This window comes from Pseudomonas morbosilactucae, from assembly GCF_023241715.1.
GTDB classification, from domain to species: Bacteria; Pseudomonadota; Gammaproteobacteria; order Pseudomonadales; family Pseudomonadaceae; genus Aquipseudomonas; species Aquipseudomonas morbosilactucae.
This window is the reverse complement of the sequence record NZ_JALQCW010000090.1, coordinates 60,160-79,839: the sequence shown is the minus strand read 5'-3', so window position 1 is coordinate 79,839 and position 19,680 is coordinate 60,160. Positions and strand designations below refer to the sequence as shown.

Below are 19,680 nucleotides of genomic sequence, written 5' to 3'. Positions count from 1 at the left end.
CTCGCGTGGCTGACCGTCAGTTAAACGGAACGTTGCAAGAGACTTAGCAATACCCGTGCCTAAAAAAAACAGACCGCTTTTCAATGGCTTGAAAAACAGGCGTCAATCATCCGCCTGTTCATCACCCTCACGCCGACTCATGCCGTACTTGCGCATCTTCTCCACCAGGGTGGTGCGACGGATACGCAGGCGTTCAGCGGCGCGCGCCACAATGCCATTGGCATCATCCAGGGCCTGCTGGATCAAGCCTTGCTCAAGGCCACCGAGGTAGTCCTTCAGGTCCAGGCCTTCAGGCGGCAACATCGCGGTGGCGGAGAAATCCGGAGTGTGGCCATTGATGGCAACACGCTCTTCCAGATCGCTGCGCAGACTGTCCACCAGTTGCTCGTCCTCATCGTCCACGTAGCGGAATTTCTTCGGCAGCTCGACCACGCCGATCACGCCATAAGGGTGCATGATCGCCATGCGCTCCACCAGGTTGGCCAACTCACGGACGTTGCCCGGCCAACCGTGACGGCAGAGCGACATGATGGCGGCAGAGTTAAAGCGAATCGAACCACGCTTCTCGTGCTCCATGCGCGAGATCAGTTCGTTCATCAACAACGGAATGTCTTCCACGCGTTCACGCAGCGGAGCCATTTCGATGGGGAATACATTCAGGCGGTAGTAGAGGTCTTCGCGGAAACTGCCCACCTCGATCATGCTCTCGAGGTTCTTATGGGTCGCGGCGATGATGCGCACGTCGACGCCCTGGGTCTTGTTGCTACCCACGCGCTCGAAGGTACGTTCCTGCAGGACACGCAGCAACTTGACCTGCATCGGCAACGGCATGTCGCCAATTTCGTCCAGGAACAGGGTGCCGCCATTGGCTAGCTCAAAACGCCCGGCACGGCTGGTGATGGCGCCGGTGAACGCGCCCTTCTCGTGACCGAAGAGTTCGCTTTCCAGCAGTTCGGCAGGAATCGCCCCGCAGTTGACCGGGACGAACGGCGCCTCACGACGCTTGGAGTGATAGTGCAGGTTGCGCGCGACCACTTCCTTGCCAGTTCCCGACTCGCCGAGGATCAGCACACTGGCATCGGTATCCGCCACTTGCTGCATCATCTGCCGCACGTGCTGGATCGCTCGACTGGTACCTACCAGACTGCGGAACAGATTGGGTTCACGGTGACGACCGCGCTCACGGGCCTGATCGTACATTTCACGATAGACCTGGGCACGATGCAGGGAGTCGAGCAATTTGCTGTAGCTGGGGGGCATTTCCAGGGTGGATAGCACACGACGGCGCTGGTCTTCCGGCAACTCGACGGAAGAATTTTCACCCATTAACAAAACTGGAAGGAACTCATCCCAGGCAGAGAGTGTCTTTAGCAAGCCCAAAAGCGCACCAGGAGCACTGACAGTCCCGATGAGGACGCAAATGACTTCACGACTAGATGACAAAGAGCCGACAGCCTGCTGCCAGTCATGGCTACCGCAGGGTAAATTTTCTTCACCAAGAAAATTTAAAATCACCGCCAGGTCGCGGCGGCGGACGCTATCGTCATCGATCAGCAGAATTTTGGTTTCACGCCACATGCAATAGCAACTTCCCTAGTCAACTCAATGCCCTGGATTTAGGGGCAAGCTAGACGCGCTTTTAGACACTTCTGCCTTGTAGACGCCTGAAATCTGAAAACAGCCACTAGTTAAGTCAAAAAAGCGTGCACAGTCAAATTTATGGCGCGCCGAGGTCGGATTAACTCAACATTAACCGAATAGATGGTAAACCTTTGCCGCATTTTGCGCTTGGTGGATCTGTTGCATCTCGTCGACTATTGCCTGGCGCTCCCCTGTCGCCACCTCGAGCAATTGCCGGTATACCCCCAACAACTCCTCAAGATTCTCGCGCAAGGCGGTCTCATCGACCTGAGCCTCGCTGAGCACGTCCTCCATGCACGAACGGCAGGCCAGGTCTAATTCACCGATGGCTTCCCAGTTACGCTCCGCCAAGGCACCTACCAAGGCTTCACGGGTTTGTTCGATACGCTGCAGGACAGCACTCATGGCAACCTCCTTAAAACTGCGAGCCCGGCTCGGCGATGGCATCCCAGCCATCTTTCACCGTGCGGAGCAGATCGGCGACCTCATCAAGAATCTTTGTGTCGGTCTTGATGTTGGCCTCAGCCAGACGCTTCATCATGTAGGTGTAGAGGCTGTCCAGATCCCCCAGGCTATCCAGCGAGTTTTCCAGATCCAGACCTTCACGCAAGCCACCAATGATGCCGATGGCCTTGCTGATAAATACGCCTTTGTTGGCGACATCTTTGCGCTCGATCGCGCCCTTGGCCTGAGCGATACGATCCAGGCCACCTTCCATCAACATCTGCACCAGGCGATGTGGGCTGGCGACGGAAGTTTGCGCCTGGGCACCAATTTTCTGGTACTGCCGAAGGGCTAGCATCGGATTCATGTTGTACCTCATCAAAACTCAAGGGTTCGTATAAGCAGTGTATCGACACCGCGTCAAAAAACTTTAGATCAAAAGCAAAAAGCCCGGAACGCTGGAATAGCGTTGCCGGGCTTTTGGCGCAGGCTGAATATTAGCCTTTTTGCTGCGCGGTCAACGCCTCAAACATCGACGTAATGTTGCTGGCAGTGGCTTTAAGCTGCCCGACCAATGTATCCATCGCAGCGTACTTTTTGGTCAACACAGATGTCAGGGTTTCAATACGGCGGTCCAGCGCCTCCTGATCAGCGGTCAGGCGGTTCTTGGTCACCGACAAGGCCTTGGAGCGCGCTGTCAGGATACTCTCTTGCGTAGGGGTAGCGCCCTGAGTGAATTGCTTGGTGGCGCTGTCCATCCGCGCCAGCAGACCGTTGTCGCCGGTAAACATCTCCTGGACTTCACTGCCGAGTTTCTTGTCGTTCATCGCCGTGGCGTACTTGGTGGTATCGAAATCCAGAGCACCGGTCTTCTGGTTGGTGGTAATCCCCAACTGAGCCAGTACCGTCAGATTTGTACCCGCACCAACCTCGGACAACGGCTTGCGAATTTCCGCCAGGATCGACCGCGGCAACGCATCGCCCGTCATGGCCGCTGACGTGGTGGTGCCATCGTCGTTCACAGTGGCTTTGGTCAGAGCCGTAATGCCGTTAGCCACCGCGTTATAGGCATCGACGAACTTCTGGATCGAGGCTTTCAAACCGTCGGTGTTAGCCGCCACGGTAATGGTGGTGGAGGCCGCTGGGTCGGCAGCCACCAGATTCAGGGTCAGGCCCGAAATCGCCTTATCAATGGTGTTCTTACTGCTGGTCAGCGTCAGTCCGTCAACCGAATACTTGGCATCCTCCGCCACCTTACCGATTGCACCGGAGGAGGTAGCGGTTGGAGTAGCGCCCATCAAGGCAGTACCGTCGATTTCCAGCCCGGCGATGCCGCTAACGGAGATATCTGAACCCGCACCGGTGGTAGTGGATCCCAGCACCAAACGCGAGCCAAAGGAGTCGGTGACGATGTTGGCGCTGATACCAGCATTCTTCAGCGCAGAATCATTGTTGATCGAGTCGCGCACCGATTGCAGGGTGGCGCCGCTTTTAACTGAAAGATTGTAATCAGTGCCATTTTGACTGATTTTCAGGTCACCAGTCGGAATAGCACTGGTCGTACCGCCGGCGAAGGCAGCACTGGCTACTTTCGAGGAGGTCGCCAGGTTATCCACCTTGACTACGTAAGTACCCGCCACTGCCGTATTGGTGGCAGTGCCTGTAACTGCTTTGTCATTGGTGGTTGTGGCGGCAAAACCATTGAACTGCGGCGTAGTGGTGCTGCCGAGTGTCTTGATGGTGGTTTGGAAAGTCGCTAGCAACGACTGCAGCTTGGCAATACCCGAAATGCTCGCAGTATTGGTCGCGGTCGCGCGCGTAATCTGACCCTGCTTGGCAGCCTTGTCAGCATTCACCAGGGCTTCGACGATGCCACTGATGTTCAGGCCGGAGCCCAGACCAGTACTCGGTACAATTGGACTTGCCATGTTGATCTCCCTTTTCGTGTGCCGCCGGTCTTTTTGACCGCTACAAGGCTCAAAAGAACTTAACAACAATATTCGTGCCAGCCGTCAGACTTTAGCACTGAACAACAGGCTGCTCGCATCATTCAAACTGTTGGCCAAACGCAGGACTTCTTCATTGGGGATCTGCCGAACCACCTCACCCGAATCACTGGCAATCACTTTGACCACCACTTTTCCGGAAGGCTCATCGATCGAGAACTCCAGGTTACGCTTGACCGACTGCACGAACTTTTCAATTTCCTGAACAGCCATCTTCAGTTGGTCCTGCTCGCTTTGAGGGTCTTTTTTACTCTCGTCACTGGTAGCCGACAACTCCGCCACAACGACCTGAGGCTTCTCCAGCGGCTTTTCAGCAACCGGGGCTGCAGCATGCGCCGTCGGATAAGACAAGTTCAGCTTCACGCTCATATCCATGTCCATCACCTCTAAAAGTAAAAAAGCGGGAGAGCACGACCAGCGCACTCACCCGCCAAAGCTTAGCCAGCTATTACTGAAGCAGCTTCAGTACAGCGGATGGCAGTTGGTTGGCCTGGGCCAGAACTGCGGTGGAAGCTTGTTGCAGAGTTTGTTGCTTGGTCAGCTGTGCAGTTTCAGCAGCGAAGTCGGTATCTTGTACACGACCCAGTGCAGCACTGGCGTTTTCGTTGATGTTCTGCAGGTTGGAGATGGTGCTGGTCAGACGGTTCTGTGCAGCACCGAGGTCGGCACGGCTGGTGTTGATGGTTTTCAGAGCCGCGTCGATTGCAACCAGAGCAGTGCTGGTGCTGGCCTCTGCAGTGGTGCTGTCGTTACCGGTGATGGAAATGGTAGCCGAGTCAACACCCAGGGTGGTGGCGTCGAAGCCGCTGTCCAGGGTGATGGTGATCTGGTTGGTTGCGCCAGTGTTGGAACCGACCTGGAAGGTCATGGTGCCAGCGGAACCGTCGATCAGGTTTTTGCCGTTCAGGTTGGTCGACGCTGCGATACGAGTCAGCTCGTCCGACATGGTCGCGAATTCTTTGTTCAGAGCGACACGGTCATCAGTACCGTTGGAGTCGTTTCGCGCTTGAACAGCCAGTTCACGCATACGCTGCAGAATGTTGGTGGATTCTTGCATCGCGCCTTCAGCGGTCTGGGCGATGGAGATACCGTCGTTGGCGTTTTTGATCGCCATAGTCTGACCGCGGATCTGCGAAGTCATACGGGTAGCGATTTGCAGGCCGGCGGCGTCGTCTTTAGCGCTGTTGATTTTCAGGCCGGAAGACAGGCGAGTCATCGAAGTCGACAGAGCATCGGAAGCCTTGTTCAGGTTTTTCTGAACGTTCAACGATGTGACGTTAGTGTTTACTGTTAAAGCCATGACGAATTCCTCGTTGGTTGGGTACTGCGGCTTCCGGCCCTGGCAACCGCCGGGTATGGCCTAGAGAACCTTCGTAATAGTTATCGTCGGCAATGCAAGTTGCTTGAGGGCTTTTTTAAAAAAAATTGCCATCACACTGCCACCCCCCGTAAAACAAGGGCTTAGGCACGAGACACCCAAGAAAATGACGCCAGAAAAACACCGGGATAAAGACCGATCCCGGTATCGACACCCAAACGATCAGGCCGCGAACGCTGCCTGCAACCATTGCACCAACTCGTATTCCATGTAATCCGCCACGCCCAGCCAGTCTTGCGCCTCCTGGCGCCCCAGCATCTGGGTCAACCAATGGGCCCATTCTGGTTCGAGCTCCACCCGCTCCTCGAGCAACGCCTGCACCCGCGCACAGAGTTCAACCATCAATAACGACGCTTCGACATCCCGCCCCAGGCGAAACAAGCCGGCCCCCTGCTGCAGGCCAACGGACAACGACTCGACCTCATTCACGGCATGTACTCCCCACGGAAGGTGGTGCCGGCGATCATTGCCCCGGCTCGACTGGTGTTGAAGAACGCCACATCGGGCTGCCCGGCAATAAAACGCTCTAGCTCGCACAGGTAGCTGCGGAAGTTGAGCTGGGTCCTGACCCGCTGCCCATGGCCATCGAGCAACCAATGCTTGGCGACGCCCAGTTGGGGCCCAAGGTGGCCATCCTTCCAGCCCGCGTGGGTTTTGTTCATGGGGAAGGCAAAGTCAGCACCGAACAGTGTCACCCGACGCGCACCCAGGCGCACCGCCAGGTCCACCGCCGGGTGAATCACACTGCCCCCGGTATGCAACTGCGCCCGAGGCACCTGCTGGCGCAGCGCCTGATACACCGGGCTGGCCGAATAACCGACGTAACGCGCCCCCTGCCAGCCCTGCAACACCAAGGGGTTGGCCAGAGGCATGTACACCAGGCCGACGTCCGCCGAGTCATCGGGCGGCAGATGGCGCAGGTTGATCAAGCGATCGACGGTCACCACCAGATCAGGCTTGATGCCCTGGGCCAACAATGGCTGATACGCCGTATCCACGCAGATCAGCAGCGGGCGCGGGGCCTGCTGGCGAATGTCGCGAAGACGCTGGAAGTGGTGCTCCAGGCTGGGGCCCGTGGCGATGACGAAAACTTCGCGCCCAGGCTGACTATCAAACAGCTCGGCAACATCCCGATCGCGCTGCACCCACTCTAGGCTGGCCGCCAGGCGCTGGGCAATCTCCGGATGATCGGCAGAAAACTGCCGATTGTTGAACCCCAGGTGAGTCTCGCTCACCAAGCGATCGCGGATCTTGGCATTGAAGTCATCCGCCAGCACCAGTTCGGCCGGCAGCGCAAAGAACGGAAGCTGGATCTCCGGCAAGTCGCCGGCGTAACACAGCTCTACACGTGGGTCCTGCAGCCAATCCTGCTGCTCCAGCAACTGCAGCACCAGCTTGAACACCGCGCCATTGAGAATATGCACCCAGAGGTGCTTCAGCCCCGGGCGCTCCAACAGCACCCTGACCAGGTCTCCGAGCCCGGTGCCGTAGAGATGCAGTTGCGCGCTGTCGGGCAGGCTATCGGCCTGTAAATGCGACTCCCGCAGACGGTCATGGCGACTGCTGAGCTGAATGCCGGCAATGCTCAGGGTCGAACCTATGCCCTCCATCAGTTCGGCCTGCAACACCTCGCTGTCCTCGGCCTGCACCCGGTCGAGCAATACCGGCCATCGCGCCTGCAGCACCAGGGCATTGCGCTCGAAGATCTCACTCATGCCGCCTCGCTCATCATTCGTGCAAAAAAATAGCGCTCAAGGTTACACCCTGAGCGCTATGTGTGAAGCCTGAAGAACTGTCAACTCATGGACGATGAAGGATCGCCGAACCCCATGACAGGCCTACGCCGAACCCACTCAGGGCCACACGTTTCCAGTCCGAGTCCAGGACATGCTTCTCCAGCAGCAAAGGAATGCTCGACGACACGGTATTACCGGTCTCGACCATGTCCTTGATGAATTTCTCCGGGTCGCCCTCGAAGCGCCGCGCCACGGCGTCGACAATCGCCGCGCTGCCTTGGTGAATGCAAAACGCATCGATATCGTCGGCACTCAAACCGGACTCATTCAGCAGCTCGTGCAAATGCGCCGGTACTTTCAGCAAGGCAAAATTGAACACCTGACGACCGTTCATAAAGAACACGCCGTCGCTGACTTTCAAATGGGGAGCGCCGGAACCGTCAGTACCGAATTTGGCCTTGCCCAACTGCCAGGCGGCGTCTTCACCCATCCAGGTGGCGGTCGCTGCATCACCGAAGAGCATGGTGGTATTGCGGTCTTCGGGGTCGACAATCTTCGAATACGGGTCAGCGGTGACCAGCAAGCCGTTCTTCAGGCCTGCCGCTTCCATAAAGCCCTTGATCGCGTAAATGCCGTAGACATAACCGGAGCAACCCAGGGAAATATCAAACGCCGCGACCGTGGTCGGCAGGCCCAATTTGTCCTGGACGATAGCGGCGGTGTGCGGCAAACCTTCTTCGTCACCGTTCTGGGTCACGACGATCAATACGTCGATGGCTTCGCGCTTGAGTTCAGGATTGCTGGCGAACAACGCATTGACCGCTTCGACACACAGGTCCGAGGTTTCCTGGCCATCATCTTTGCGCGGCAGGAAAGCGGAACCGATCTTGCCCAGGATGAACTCTTCATCCTTGGCGAATTTTGCACCTTGTGCGTAATTGTCCACGCCGGCTACAGGCACGTAGCTCGCAATGCTCTTTATGCCAATCATTACGGCTTCCCAATAATAAACAGCCCAATACCCTCCATCGATAAACGATCGAGGGCTGCCGATAAACAGGTTTTTGTTGCCCTCGCCAAGAGGGCACCGGAAGAACAAAGGGCTATCACAGGACCAAACACCGGCCTGGCGCCATCTCCCCGGCCAATACAATACAGTGAAGATGCGCGTTATGACTCGCAGGTCACGCTATTTTGCCGAATCCACCGACAAAGGCCCGTTCGACAGATGCCTAATTCCGGGCCCCGACCATCGATCGAACCTGGAATCATTGCACCTCGCCGCCAGCCTTCAGTGCCGCATAGAGGTACTCGGCACGCAGCCAGTCCTCTTCGGTATCGATGTCCTGCACCAGGTGCCGGGGCAGGATCACCGGCAGGCTCTGCGAGGAAAACATGACCTCTCCGGCCAGCCATGCCTGGGTACGCCCCCAATAAAACTGCCCGGCATCCTGATAGGCCTCGGGCAAATCCTGGGAGCGGGTGTCGCGAAACTCGGGGTACAGCGGCGTCAAGGCGCCCTCCCCGTCCAGGCACAAAGCCCGTTGCACCGGAAACCCGAAGCCGCAGACGGAAAAGGCAAAGGACTTGTCCGGGTGCTGCAGCAGCGCTTCCAAGCCTTGGCGCAGATAGCGCGCCTGCAGCAACGGCGCCGTGGCGTAGATGCAACAGCTGTAATCGAACGAACGCCCCTGATCGCCAACCGCCTCCAGTGCATGCTGGATCACAGCAGTGGTACCCGTGAAGTCATCAGCCAATGCGGCTGGCCGCACAAACGGCACACTGGCTCCGCTAGCCCGAGCCCACTCGGCAATCTCCGGGTCATCGGTACTGACCAGCACCTCATCGAACAGCCCCGAATCCAATGCTGTACGAATAGAACGCACCACCATGGGCGTGCCGTCGAACAACTTGAGGTTCTTGCGCGGAATACGCTTGCTGCCGCCACGAGCGGGAATGATTGCAATGGCCGTCACAGCGTCTGAGGCTCCTGCAACAGTCGACGCAACTGGGCAACGACATAATCCTGCTGCTCGTCGGTCAGCCCTGGAAACAGCGGCAGGCTGATCGCTTCGGCGTAGTACCGTTCCACCTCAGGGAAGTCGCCCCGGGAAAAACCGAACTGCGCGTAATCCGGCTGCAAGTGCACGGGAATGTAATGCAGGTTCACGCCCACCCCAGCCTCCCTCAACGCCTCGAAGATCTCCCGGTGAGAACGCTGAAGCCGATCCAGCCGCAAGCGCACCACATACAAATGCCAGGCCGATAGTGCATCTGCCTGGGCCACAGGCAACGACAGCGGCAGATCACTCAACAGTTCGGTGTAGCGCGCAGCCAACTGACGGCGTCGCGCCACAAAGCCCTCGAGCTTATCCAACTGCGACAACCCAAGGGCCGCCTGGATATCAGTGATCCGGTAATTGAAGCCCAGCTCGATCTGTTGGTAGTACCAAGGGCCGTGAGAGGCCTCGGTCATGTGCTCCGGATCGCGCGTCATGCCATGGCTGCGCAACCGTCGCAAACGCTCGGCGAGCTGCGGGCTGTTGGTCATGACCATGCCACCTTCAGCAGTGGTGATGATTTTCACTGGATGAAAGCTGAATACCGTCATTACGGCAAACTCACCACACCCAACTGGGCGCCCCGCATAACAAGCGCCCACTGCATGAGAGGCGTCTTCGATCAAGGTAAAACCGTAGCGTCGGGACAACTCGCCGAGGGCCCGTAAATCACAGCTCTGCCCGGAGAACGCCACTGCCACCACAACCTTGGGCAGACGACCGGATACTTCAGCGGCCTGCAATTTGACAGCCAGTGCCCCGGCGTCGAGGTTCCAAGTCTGCGGATCAATGTCGACAAAATCCACGGAGGCGCCGCAGTAGCGCCCGCAGTTGGCTGATGCCAGGAAGGTATTGGGGGTGGTCCATAGCCAGTCACCTGGCCCCAGCCCGGCCGCCAGACAAGCGATGTGCAGCGCCGCCGTGGCATTGCATACCGCCACGCCGTGGCCGGCTTCGCAGTGCGCGGCCATGGCCTGTTCGAAACGCTCAATGGTCGGCCCTTGCGTCAGCCAGTCAGACTGCAGCACCGCCACCACCGCATCGATATCGGCCTGGTCAAGGCTCTGCCGGCCATACGGAATCATGCTGACAGCTCAGCGTGCAGCTCAGCTATCTGGCCGACATCGAGAAACTCAGGATTGGTATCGGAGCGGTACTCAAACGCCTCATCCACCGGCCGCCCGCGCTCCCCGACCCCATCCAAGGCGAAGTCGATACCGGTCTGGGTAAAGCGGATCGACGGCTGGATGGTGTAGTGGTCAGCAAACTCTAGGGTCATACGCGCGTCATCCAAAGGCACCATCAACTCGTGGAGTTTCTCCCCCGGACGAATGCCCACATGCGTGTGCGGCAAATGCCCGGCCATGCCCAGGGCCAGGTCGACAATACGGATCGACGGAATCTTCGGCACGAAAATCTCGCCCCCCTGCATACGGGCAAAACTGTCGAGTACAAATTGCACCCCATGGTCCAGGGTGATCCAGAAGCGCGTCATACGCTCGTCGGTAATCGGCAGGCTCTGGGCCCCCTCGGCGATCAACTTGCTGAAAAACGGCACCACTGACCCACGGGAACCGGCCACATTGCCGTAGCGCACCACAGCAAACCGGGTCTGCTGGTCTCCGGCGATGTTGTTGGCTGCCACAAATAGCTTGTCCGATAACAACTTGGTCGCGCCGTACAGATTGATCGGGCTCGCCGCCTTGTCAGTGGACAGTGCCACCACTTTCTGCACGCCATTATCAATGGCTGCAGCAATGATGTTTTCCGCACCGTTGACATTGGTGCGAATGCATTCCGTAGGGTTGTACTCGGCCGCCGGTACCTGCTTCAAAGCCGCGGCATGGACCACGAAATCGATGCCGCGCATGGCCTGACGCAGTCGCTCTGCATCACGCACATCACCCAGAAAATAACGCATGCACGGCGCATTGAAGGTTTGCTGCATCTCATACTGCTTGAGTTCATCCCGAGAGAACACTACCACCCGTTTAGGCTGATAGCGCTCAAGCAAATGGCGGATGAAGTTGCGCCCGAATGAGCCGGTGCCGCCAGAGATGAAAATAGATTTGCCGTTGAACATATCGGATCCTTTTACCTGCCAGCGAGGCTTAAGCCAGCAACTGCGCCCAGTCCACACCGGAGGCGGCACTGAGGGTGAAAGCCTTGCCCGTCAAGGCCAGGTTCTGGTTATAGGCCACATCCTGGGCAAAACGCGCCGACCACTTGTCCACCAGGGCCGCAGCGGCCTGTGGGTGGTCCGGCAGGATGCCCGAATGAACCATTTGCGCCCGCGGCGTCCACACCGTCAGGTAGCCGGCATCGGCGGCCTTCAGGCACAGGTCGACATCGGCGAACGCCTCGGCGAAATGCTCTTGATCCAAGCCACCCAGGGCTTGGTACAACTCTTTGCGGACCATCAGGCAGGCGCCCGATACAGCACTGTAGTTCTGCTCGGCCCACAGACGATTCAGATAACCGGCTTCGCTCTTCGGCGCGCCGACAAATGCCGCCCCCACGCCACCATTGAGCCCCAGGATCAGGCCGGCCTGAGTGGTAACGCCCTGCTCATCCACCAGACGCGCGCCGACAATCCCCACTTCCGGACGCTGAGCCTGATTGACCAGGCTGTCGATCCAGTTGGCGTTGCCCACTTGAGCGTCCGCCGACAGCAGTACCAAGTACTCTCCCCGTGCTTCCTGGCTCAGGGCATTGGACAGCTCAGCCGGGCTCAGGCGCTGCTCAGTCCGCAACACTCGTACGCGGTTGCCCTGCTGCTCCAGGCTGCCCAGCCAGGTCGTCAGGTCCTCGCTCTGATTGTGGTTATCGCCAATCAACACTTCATAACGCGAGTAGCGGGTACGCTGCAGCACGCTGACCAGGCAGGCTTGCAGCTCGGCGAAGTTATCCTCGGCCTGCAACAGGATGGAAACCAGCGGCCGCTCAGCATGGCGATAATCGACCTGGTAGACACCCGGCTGCTCAGTGCCAATCTGCGCACGGTAACCACGGATCCCCAAGTGACGGGTGAGCATACGCTTGACCAGGCCGGCCTCGAGAGGCTCCTGGACCTCGCTGATCAACAGCGGCTCGGCCAAGTGGGCCAGGCCCGCCAGGCCACCCTGCTCGATCAGGCGCAGCACCAGGTCGAATTCCAGGCCCGGCGCGAAGTCGACCGAGTAGCCACCGACATCGGCCCAGACCTCACGACGCACCAACCAGTGTCCAGCCATCAGGTCCGGAACGCTCTGCAGCAGGTCGAGGTTGACCCCGGGGCGGAACACATCCCTCAGGGTGCCGTCGGCCTGGCGCTGGACCTCGTCCATCGCCACCGCACGGCAGCCAGAAGCGTCGAGCAGTTCCAGGCTGGCACGCAACAGACCGCTCTGGGTAAACAGATCCCCTGCGCGTATCAGCAGCAACCAGTCCGCAGTGGACTGGCCGGCGAGCTGATTGAGGCGCTCTACATAGTTGCTGGCAGTGACTTTGACGAAGTGCACCGTGTCTTGCGGTCGCGTGGTCGCTGGCAGATCACCCGCGGTCAACACCACCACCTTGAAGGCCTTGCAATGACTGGCCACCAGGCTGTCGAAGGTCGCCTGCAACTTAGCCATGTCGCCCTCAAGATCAAGCAACAGGATGCAGAACTGCGGCCCCCCCTTGTGCTTGGCCAGGTGTGCGGCAATCGCCTTGAGTTGCAGGGTGTCCGGCTTACGCGCGTCCAGCCAGTTCAGCAGGCGCCCCGACGGCATACCGTCCAGCAGGGTGCGGCTGTGCGTGGTCGGCACGGCCTCCAGGCGCTCGACCCAGGCCTGCAGTTGCGCCACCAATTGCGGCTCATCACTGCCCGCCAGGGACTGCAGCAGGCGCTTGACCACCCGTAGGTTGAAGACGCTGCTATCCAAAGCGACCCAAAGACGGTTGCGGATCGTCGCCTCGGTGTCGTTGGGCTGGACCCGCAGCAGTTCTTCCTGCTTGAGCAATATGCCTTCCAACTGCTTAAGCTGCGGCCGGCTGGTCGGCATGCTGTGGATCAGGAATTCGAACTGGGTCAACAGATCGAACACTTTCTGGTTATAGAACGGCATCTCGACAAATTGACGCTCGCCGAAGCTGCGCACTGGCGCCATGGTCGACTCCAGCCACTTGGAGCGGAAGATCCGCACCCCCTCAAGGGAGCGCCCGCTTTGCAGGCAATCGCCCATGGCCTGGAAACTGTCGAGCAGCAATTGCTTGCGCTCTGCCACGGAACCCTCGAGCCCGGTGGGCAGCGACGCCAGAAGCTCGGCGAATTGTTCACGCTGGGCAACACTCTTGGCATCGTTGTAAAGCAATACCGTGAGCACATTAGTGTTGTGTTGGGAGCCGCCTGAGTTGACTTCGCGCACGGCATAAGGAATCGGCAGGATCCGCGCCTTGGCGCAGGCCAGCAGGTAGATTGCATGGCCAATTTCCTGCCACTCGAAGCTGACCCCTGCAGGTAACTGGCTGAACCACTGCTGCAGCAGTTCGGTGCGGGTCACCCCATAGAACGGCGGCAGAAACTGGCTCATGAACTCCATGACCCGTTCACCGGCCTGCTCCGAGCAGTAGTCTTCACAAACTCGGCGGTCACGGCGGAAATACTGGACTTCGTTAGCGTGCGCCGAGTACATGATCCCGTAGCCATGGCACAGGCCGTAGTCGGGGTTGGCCTGGAGGAAGTCCACAGACTCGTTCAGAGCGTCGAACAACAGAAAGTCGTCATCGGCGGCAAACGCCATGTACGGCGTGGTCACCTGGGCCACCCCGTAATTCAGCTTGTCTTGCAGACCCGAGTAAGCGAACTGCGGCAAGTGACGGTAATCCGCTGCGGGATAATCCGCCGCCAGGCGCTCATCACCTTCCGGAGACGAATCCAGCACCAGGACCTTGCCCGCAAACCCCTTGTAGTACTCCATGGTGCGGCGCAAATAGGCTTTACGGTTGTGGGTAATCACGACCAGAGTAAAGCGCTCACTAAGTGGTGCGACGTCTTGAACCATGTTCTGAACCTGCATATTCCTGTCCCCACAACCGGCTGACCGCCGGCATTCTGAAAGCGATGGTAATTAGCGAACCCGGCGCAGATAACCGTCTGGCGCCACAGTGATCAGCAGCTTGTTCTGCATCTGCTGGTCGATTTCAAAATCGCGATTTTCTTCCAGGTAGGCCCAGACCGCGGTCTTGGGGTTGTCACCCGGGCCCCACGGACGATCAGGGAAGAAGTCCGCCGGCATGTCCTCGACCACGGTGTCCATCACCACGCAGTAGCTGTCCACCGACACCAACGGCGCGTACAGGCGCAATTCTTCGAGTACATGCTCGTGAGTGTGGTTGGAGTCGAGCACCAGAATCACCTTCTTGCCCGCGGCCAATGCGCGAACCTGCTCGACCACCGCCAGGTCAACGCTGGAGCCTTCGATCATGCTGATGCGCTTGAACATCGGATGGCTTTCGATGGCCTCGCGGTTGTGCGGGCGGATGTCGCGATCAATGCCCAGCACTTCACCGTGGCCCTGCAACTCCAGCAGCGAGGCGTAGTAGATGATTGAACCGCCATGGGCGATGCCACACTCGATCACCAGGTCCGGCTTGACCTGCCAGATGATCTCTTGCATCGCCATCATGTCCTGGGGCAGTTGAATGATCGGCCGGCCCATCCAGGAGAAGTGATAGCTGTACTTATGCTTGGCCGACTCGTTGAAGAAGTCCCGGGCCAGGCCCTTGAGGTTTTCATTCTCGCCCTGAGCGCGGATTTCCGCCTGGCTCTCGGCTTCGAATGCTTGTGCGTGTGTTTGAGTCATGTCCGGTCTCACTGAAAAGTCATTGGAATGCGGCACTGTCGACGGCGTGATAGACGTAGCGCCCATCGGTCATGCGCTGGATTTCTTCCAGGTAATTCGAATTCATCACCAGCAGGTGGGCACCCGCCGGCAGGCTGTCCAGGGCTTCCTGCGGGGAAGACACGCGCGCACCGCTCAACGGCAGGTAACGCCCCTGCTTGGACGGGTTGATGTCCACCACATGGTCCACCGTTACCCCGGCCCGCTGCAGGAACAGCGAGTAAATGACACCCTTGGACGATGCCCCCCAGATGCCCACGCCCTGGCCGGCGCTGCCCTGAATCAGCGACACCGCGTGCCGCAAACTGGCAGTGAAGTGCTCCGCCAACTCCAGGCGCTGTACCGGCTCTTCGCAGTCGCGGCGCAAGGTCGACAGGTCGGCCACCAGGTACAGGTACTGCCCGCCGAACAAGTGCCCGGCTTCATGCACGGTGCCGAACAGACGGCGTAGATCGCCGAGGCGGAAATAATTCACGTGCTCGTAGAACACATCGAACCAGGCGTTGTGTTCGACGATCCAGTCGAAGCACGGCACCTCGATATAGATCTGCCCGCCTTGGTTGGCCGCAGCGATCTCTTCGAGGAAACCCACCGGGTCGCTGATGTGTTCCAACACATGGCGCAACACGATGGCATCGGCGGCCAACCCCAGTTCACGGGTGAACGGCGCCTTGATCACCTCCGGGTTATCGCCCTCATAGGAGGGGTCGATGCCGGTGATCGAGTAGCCGCGATCGCGCAGCATCTCGAGGAAATAGCCCTTGCCGCAGCCCACCTCGATCAGTTTGCGGTCCTTGAAATGCCGGGCGATCACACCTTCGACATCCTGCAAGTGCCGCTGGAACTGGCCGGAATGGGCCTGTTCGTTCTGATAGTCGCTGTCGTAGCTGAGCTTGTCGGCGTCAAAGGCCTGATTGAAGATCAAGCCGCTGTCGTCGTCCTGCACCAACACGATATCGGCGCTGCCTGAAGCCCGAGCCTGCTCGGCCGTGGCGAAGGTGCGATTCTGCAACACCGGCAAACCGGTGGCGCGATACAACTCATGCCTCATGGGCGTCTCCTGCCAGGCGCTGCAACCGCTGGTTCACACCCCAAAACGCCAAGGGTTCGTGGGCGGCGTAAGGGTAGTGCCCAAGGTTCAGGGCAATATTCGAGTGACGTTGCCGGACCCGCTGTTCCACCAGGTCCCGCAGGGAAACCGGCTGACCACTGCAACAGTTGATCACTCCGGCCACGTCGCGCCGGGCCAGCAAACGGGCCAGCCACTGGGCCGCCTCTTCAATGGCCAGGTAGTCACGCAATTGATCACCGGCCGACATGTCGAACACCGCATCACCGGCATCGATCGCCCGATCCAGGCTGGCCAACAGGCTCTTGGGGTTCTGTCCCGCACCGTGCAGGTAGAACAGGCGCGCCCACTGCAGGTTAAACGGCTGTTCGCGCTGCAAGGCTTCAAGGAACAGGCGAAGGGTATTTTTGGCCAGCCCGTAGGGCGTGACAGGCTGCGGCGCAGTGTCTTCACTCAAGGCACCGTTTTGCAGGCCGTATTCAAAACAGGTACCGGTGACCAGCACCTGCTGTACGCCGCTTTGCACCACCTGTTTGATAAAGCCGTAGTCTGCCGGCAAGGTGCGCTCGAAATGGCTCAAGGCCTGATAGTTCGGCAAGCCGGGCCAGGCCAGATGAGCCAGGGCGTCAACCCCGGCGGCCAAGGCAGCCACGTCGAGATCGGCAGCGTGCACATCGGCTTCGACGAACTCCACCGCCGCGAACCAAGGCAAGCACTCAGCCGGTTCACGTCGCCGGGCCACGGCGCGCACCGCAAAACCCCGATCCAGCAAGGCACTCACCAAGTGCTGGCCGACAAAACCGGTGGCACCGGTGACCAGCACCTTGATGGCCGGCAAGATCACAGGCGCACGCCCGGGAATTGCGCGTCCAACAGCGGATGGCAAGCGTCCTTGGCCGACAGGTTGCGCACCGGCAGCGGCCAGTTGATGGCCAAGGCCGGATCGCTCACCGACAGCCCGGCTTCATGCTCCGGGGCGTAGTCGGCATCGGTGAAGTACAGCACTTCACTGTCCTCTTCGAGGGCCTGGAAGCCATGGGCAAAACCACGGGGGATCAGCAGGCTGCGTCCATCATCGGCGCGCAGCTCTTCGGCATGCCACTGCAGGAAGGTCGACGACTCGGGACGCAAGTCCACCGCCACGTCCCAGATCGCGCCCCGCAGGCAGGTAATCAGCTTGGCTTCGGCAAACCCGGCCTGCTGAAAGTGCAGGCCACGTACACTGCCGCGTTCCGAGGTCCGCGAGTGGTTGATCTGGCGAATATCGAAAGAACGTCCTTCCAGGGTCAGGCGAGTCTGGCAAAACAGTCGAGCAAAACGTCCGCGCTCGTCGCTGAAGACCTTTTGCTGGATCAGATAAAGCCCTTCCAGGCGCAATGCCTGGAGCTTGACTTCATTCATGCTCGTTCCTTGTAGAGATTCAATTGGTTGAGGCTGACCACACGCATGTCTTCACCTGCGCGCCAGGCCAGGTGCCAGTCCAGGGTCTGCTCCAGGCATTGCTGCAACGACCAGCGCGGCTGCCAGGCCAGGCGCTGGCGGGCACGACTGCTGTCCAGGCGTAGCAACCCAGCCTCATGCAGGTCACTGGGTTCGACCCGTAGCCCTGGGGATTCGGGCCAACGCTGGGCCAGCAATTCCACCACCTCGCCGACGCTGCACATGTCCGCCTCGCCCGGGCCGAAGTTCCACGCCCCATTGAACGCCGGCCCCTGCTCATACAGGCCGGCGGCCAGTTGCAGGTAGCCGGCCAGGGGCTCCAGGGCATGCTGCCAAGGGCGCACCGCTTGGGGATAACGCAAGGTCACCGGCTCCCCTGCCGACCAGGCCTGGAGCACATCGGGAATCAAGCGTTCAGGGGCAAAGTCGCCGCCGCCCAGAACATTGCCCGCCCGTGCCGTGGCCAGGGCCAGGCCGTGCTCGGCATGGCGCTCGGGGGCAAAAAAAGAAGCCGCGTAAGACTGTGCCAGCAACTCGCAGCAGGCCTTGCTGCTGCTATAGGGATCGTGACCGCCCAGGGCTTCGTTTTCCCGATAGGGCCAGAGCCATTCCTGATTGGCGTAGACCTTGTCGGTGGTCACCAGCACACAGGCACGCACCCCGCCGACCTGACGAATCGCCTCAAGCAGGTTGAGGGTGCCCATGACATTGCTGGAGTAGGTGCCAAGAGGGTCTCGATAACCTTCACGCACCAGGGGCTGGGCCGCCAGGTGCAGGACGATTTCCGGCTGGGTCTCGGCGATCAGCTCAAGCAAGGCACCCAGGTCTCGCAGGTCACCGCGCTGGTCATTGAGGCCCTCGGCCACGCGGGCCAATTCGAACAGACTTGGGGTGGTCGACGGGTCCAGGGCAAAGCCCGTGACCTCGGCCCCCAGGCTCTGCAACCACAGGGCCAGCCAACTGCCCTTGAAGCCGGTATGACCGGTGAGCAAGACACGCTTGCCCTGCCAGAACGCCGGGCTCAGTCCCATTGTTTCCATGGGGCCTCCCCGCTCTGCCACAACTGTTCCAGGTGATTCTTGTCGCGCAGAGTGTCCATGGGTTGCCAGAAGCCGCCGTGTTCAAAGGCGTGCAACTGCCCTTCCTTGGCCAGGCGTTCCAGGGGAGCCGCCTCCCAACTGACGTGATCACCGTCGATGTAACCCAACACCTTGGGCGACAGGACAAAAAAGCCGCCGTTGATCCAGCCACCATCGCCCCGGGGTTTTTCCGTGAAGCCCAGCACCTGGTCGCCGCTGCGTTCCAAGGCGCCGTAGCGGCCCGGCGGCTGCACTGAGGTCACGGTCGCCAACTTGCCGTGGGCCTGGTGGAAGTCCACCAGCGCGCGAATATTCAAATCAGACACGCCATCGCCGTAGGTGAAGCAAAACGCCGGATCATCCTGCAGGTACCGCGCGGCACGCCGCAGGCGCCCACCGGTCATGGTTTCCTCGCCGGTGTCGATCAGGGTCACGCTCCACGGCTCGCTGTAGTTCTGATGCACGTCCATGCGGTTGTTGCGCATGTCGAAGGTCACATCGGAGGTGTGCAGGAAGTAGTTGGCGAAGAAGTCCTTGATTGCGTAGCCCTTGTAGCCCAGGCAGATGACGAAGTCGTGGATTCCGTGGGCGGAGTACTGCTTCATGATGTGCCAAAGAATTGGCTTGCCGCCGATCTCGATCATCGGCTTGGGCTTGAGGTGCGACTCTTCGCTGATTCGCGTACCGAGACCACCTGCCAGAATTACTGCCTTCATCGCTGTCCTCTTGCTCCGTGTACGGCCCACTCAGCCTGGCAGGGCTGCGCGGGGCGCCCGCTGCACATCATTGACCGGCCACCTGCACCGCGACGCGATGAAGGTTTTATGGCGATATCAGGCAGGCTTGCAGGAAGTGCGCCAATTGCAGGCGGGGCGCACCTTGAGGTGGCAGCAGAAGATCGGGCGCGTTGAACGCGCCCTTCACACAAGGGAAAAGAACAGCCGAAAGGGCCTCAAGCACGCC

At 59.5% G+C, this 19,680-nt stretch carries 19 protein-coding genes; all 19 read right to left on the bottom strand.

What is annotated here, in order from left to right; all coding sequences use genetic code 11:
* Positions 1 to 102: 102 nt before the first annotated feature.
* On the bottom strand, positions 103 to 1,578 hold the full coding sequence (locus M1B34_RS29725; RefSeq protein ID WP_123330095.1) for a sigma-54 dependent transcriptional regulator: 1,476 nt from the start codon (positions 1,576 to 1,578) through the stop codon (positions 103 to 105).
* Between the two features lie 171 nt (positions 1,579 to 1,749).
* A complete protein-coding gene (gene fliT, locus M1B34_RS29720) occupies positions 1,750 to 2,046 on the bottom strand; it encodes a flagellar protein FliT (RefSeq protein WP_123330093.1) in 297 nt (98 codons plus the stop codon).
* A 10-nt stretch (positions 2,047 to 2,056) separates the two neighbouring features.
* Positions 2,057 to 2,452, bottom strand: a complete 396-nt coding sequence (fliS, locus tag M1B34_RS29715) for a flagellar export chaperone FliS (RefSeq protein WP_123330091.1) — start codon at positions 2,450 to 2,452, stop codon at positions 2,057 to 2,059.
* A gap of 130 nt (positions 2,453 to 2,582) precedes the next feature.
* Positions 2,583 to 4,013: a flagellar filament capping protein FliD gene (gene fliD, locus M1B34_RS29710; RefSeq protein WP_268266999.1), complete on the bottom strand. Its 1,431-nt coding sequence runs from the start codon at positions 4,011 to 4,013 to the stop codon at positions 2,583 to 2,585.
* An 84-nt stretch (positions 4,014 to 4,097) separates the two neighbouring features.
* Positions 4,098 to 4,466, bottom strand: a complete 369-nt coding sequence (locus tag M1B34_RS29705; RefSeq protein WP_268263372.1) for a flagellar protein FlaG — start codon at positions 4,464 to 4,466, stop codon at positions 4,098 to 4,100.
* 73 nt (positions 4,467 to 4,539) lie between these two features.
* Positions 4,540 to 5,391: a flagellin domain-containing protein gene (locus M1B34_RS29700; RefSeq protein ID WP_268266998.1), complete on the bottom strand. Its 852-nt coding sequence runs from the start codon at positions 5,389 to 5,391 to the stop codon at positions 4,540 to 4,542.
* 240 nt (positions 5,392 to 5,631) lie between these two features.
* Positions 5,632 to 5,898: a hypothetical protein gene (locus tag M1B34_RS29695; protein ID WP_123330083.1), complete on the bottom strand. Its 267-nt coding sequence runs from the start codon at positions 5,896 to 5,898 to the stop codon at positions 5,632 to 5,634.
* A complete protein-coding gene (locus M1B34_RS29690; protein ID WP_268266997.1) occupies positions 5,895 to 7,184 on the bottom strand; it encodes a motility associated factor glycosyltransferase family protein in 1,290 nt (429 codons plus the stop codon). The genes M1B34_RS29695 and M1B34_RS29690 overlap by 4 nt, the downstream gene beginning before the upstream one ends.
* Before the next feature lie 85 nt (positions 7,185 to 7,269).
* Positions 7,270 to 8,196 (bottom strand): ketoacyl-ACP synthase III, encoded by a 927-nt coding sequence (locus tag M1B34_RS29685; RefSeq protein ID WP_123330079.1) that lies wholly within the window; start codon positions 8,194 to 8,196, stop codon positions 7,270 to 7,272.
* Positions 8,197 to 8,473: 277 nt separating this feature from the next.
* Positions 8,474 to 9,181, bottom strand: coding sequence for a pseudaminic acid cytidylyltransferase (gene pseF, locus M1B34_RS29680; RefSeq protein WP_268266996.1), 708 nt, complete (start codon positions 9,179 to 9,181; stop codon positions 8,474 to 8,476).
* Complete coding sequence (pseC, locus tag M1B34_RS29675; RefSeq protein WP_268266995.1) at positions 9,178 to 10,350, bottom strand: UDP-4-amino-4,6-dideoxy-N-acetyl-beta-L-altrosamine transaminase; 1,173 nt, start codon at positions 10,348 to 10,350, stop codon at positions 9,178 to 9,180. The genes pseF and pseC overlap by 4 nt, the downstream gene beginning before the upstream one ends.
* A complete protein-coding gene (pseB, locus tag M1B34_RS29670; RefSeq protein WP_268266994.1) occupies positions 10,347 to 11,348 on the bottom strand; it encodes a UDP-N-acetylglucosamine 4,6-dehydratase (inverting) in 1,002 nt (333 codons plus the stop codon). The genes pseC and pseB overlap by 4 nt, the downstream gene beginning before the upstream one ends.
* Before the next feature lie 28 nt (positions 11,349 to 11,376).
* Positions 11,377 to 14,304 carry a TIGR00180 family glycosyltransferase gene (locus M1B34_RS29665; protein WP_268266993.1) on the bottom strand — a complete coding sequence of 976 codons (2,928 nt, stop codon included), beginning with the start codon at positions 14,302 to 14,304 and terminating at the stop codon, positions 11,377 to 11,379.
* 51 nt (positions 14,305 to 14,355) lie between these two features.
* Entirely contained in the window at positions 14,356 to 15,090 is a 735-nt protein-coding gene (locus M1B34_RS29660) for a cephalosporin hydroxylase family protein (RefSeq protein ID WP_268263379.1), read from the bottom strand.
* A gap of 19 nt (positions 15,091 to 15,109) precedes the next feature.
* Complete coding sequence (locus M1B34_RS29655) at positions 15,110 to 16,180, bottom strand: class I SAM-dependent methyltransferase (protein WP_123330070.1); 1,071 nt, start codon at positions 16,178 to 16,180, stop codon at positions 15,110 to 15,112.
* Positions 16,170 to 17,027 (bottom strand): NAD-dependent epimerase/dehydratase family protein, encoded by an 858-nt coding sequence (locus tag M1B34_RS29650; RefSeq protein WP_268267009.1) that lies wholly within the window; start codon positions 17,025 to 17,027, stop codon positions 16,170 to 16,172. Before M1B34_RS29650 ends, M1B34_RS29655 begins: the two co-directional genes overlap by 11 nt.
* Before the next feature lie 11 nt (positions 17,028 to 17,038).
* A complete protein-coding gene (rfbC, locus tag M1B34_RS29645) occupies positions 17,039 to 17,599 on the bottom strand; it encodes a dTDP-4-dehydrorhamnose 3,5-epimerase (protein WP_123330067.1) in 561 nt (186 codons plus the stop codon).
* Complete coding sequence (gene rfbG / locus M1B34_RS29640; RefSeq protein WP_123330065.1) at positions 17,596 to 18,678, bottom strand: CDP-glucose 4,6-dehydratase; 1,083 nt, start codon at positions 18,676 to 18,678, stop codon at positions 17,596 to 17,598. The genes rfbC and rfbG overlap by 4 nt, the downstream gene beginning before the upstream one ends.
* Positions 18,660 to 19,433 (bottom strand): glucose-1-phosphate cytidylyltransferase, encoded by a 774-nt coding sequence (rfbF, locus tag M1B34_RS29635; RefSeq protein WP_268266992.1) that lies wholly within the window; start codon positions 19,431 to 19,433, stop codon positions 18,660 to 18,662. Before rfbF ends, rfbG begins: the two co-directional genes overlap by 19 nt.
* Positions 19,434 to 19,680: the final 247 nt, after the last annotated feature.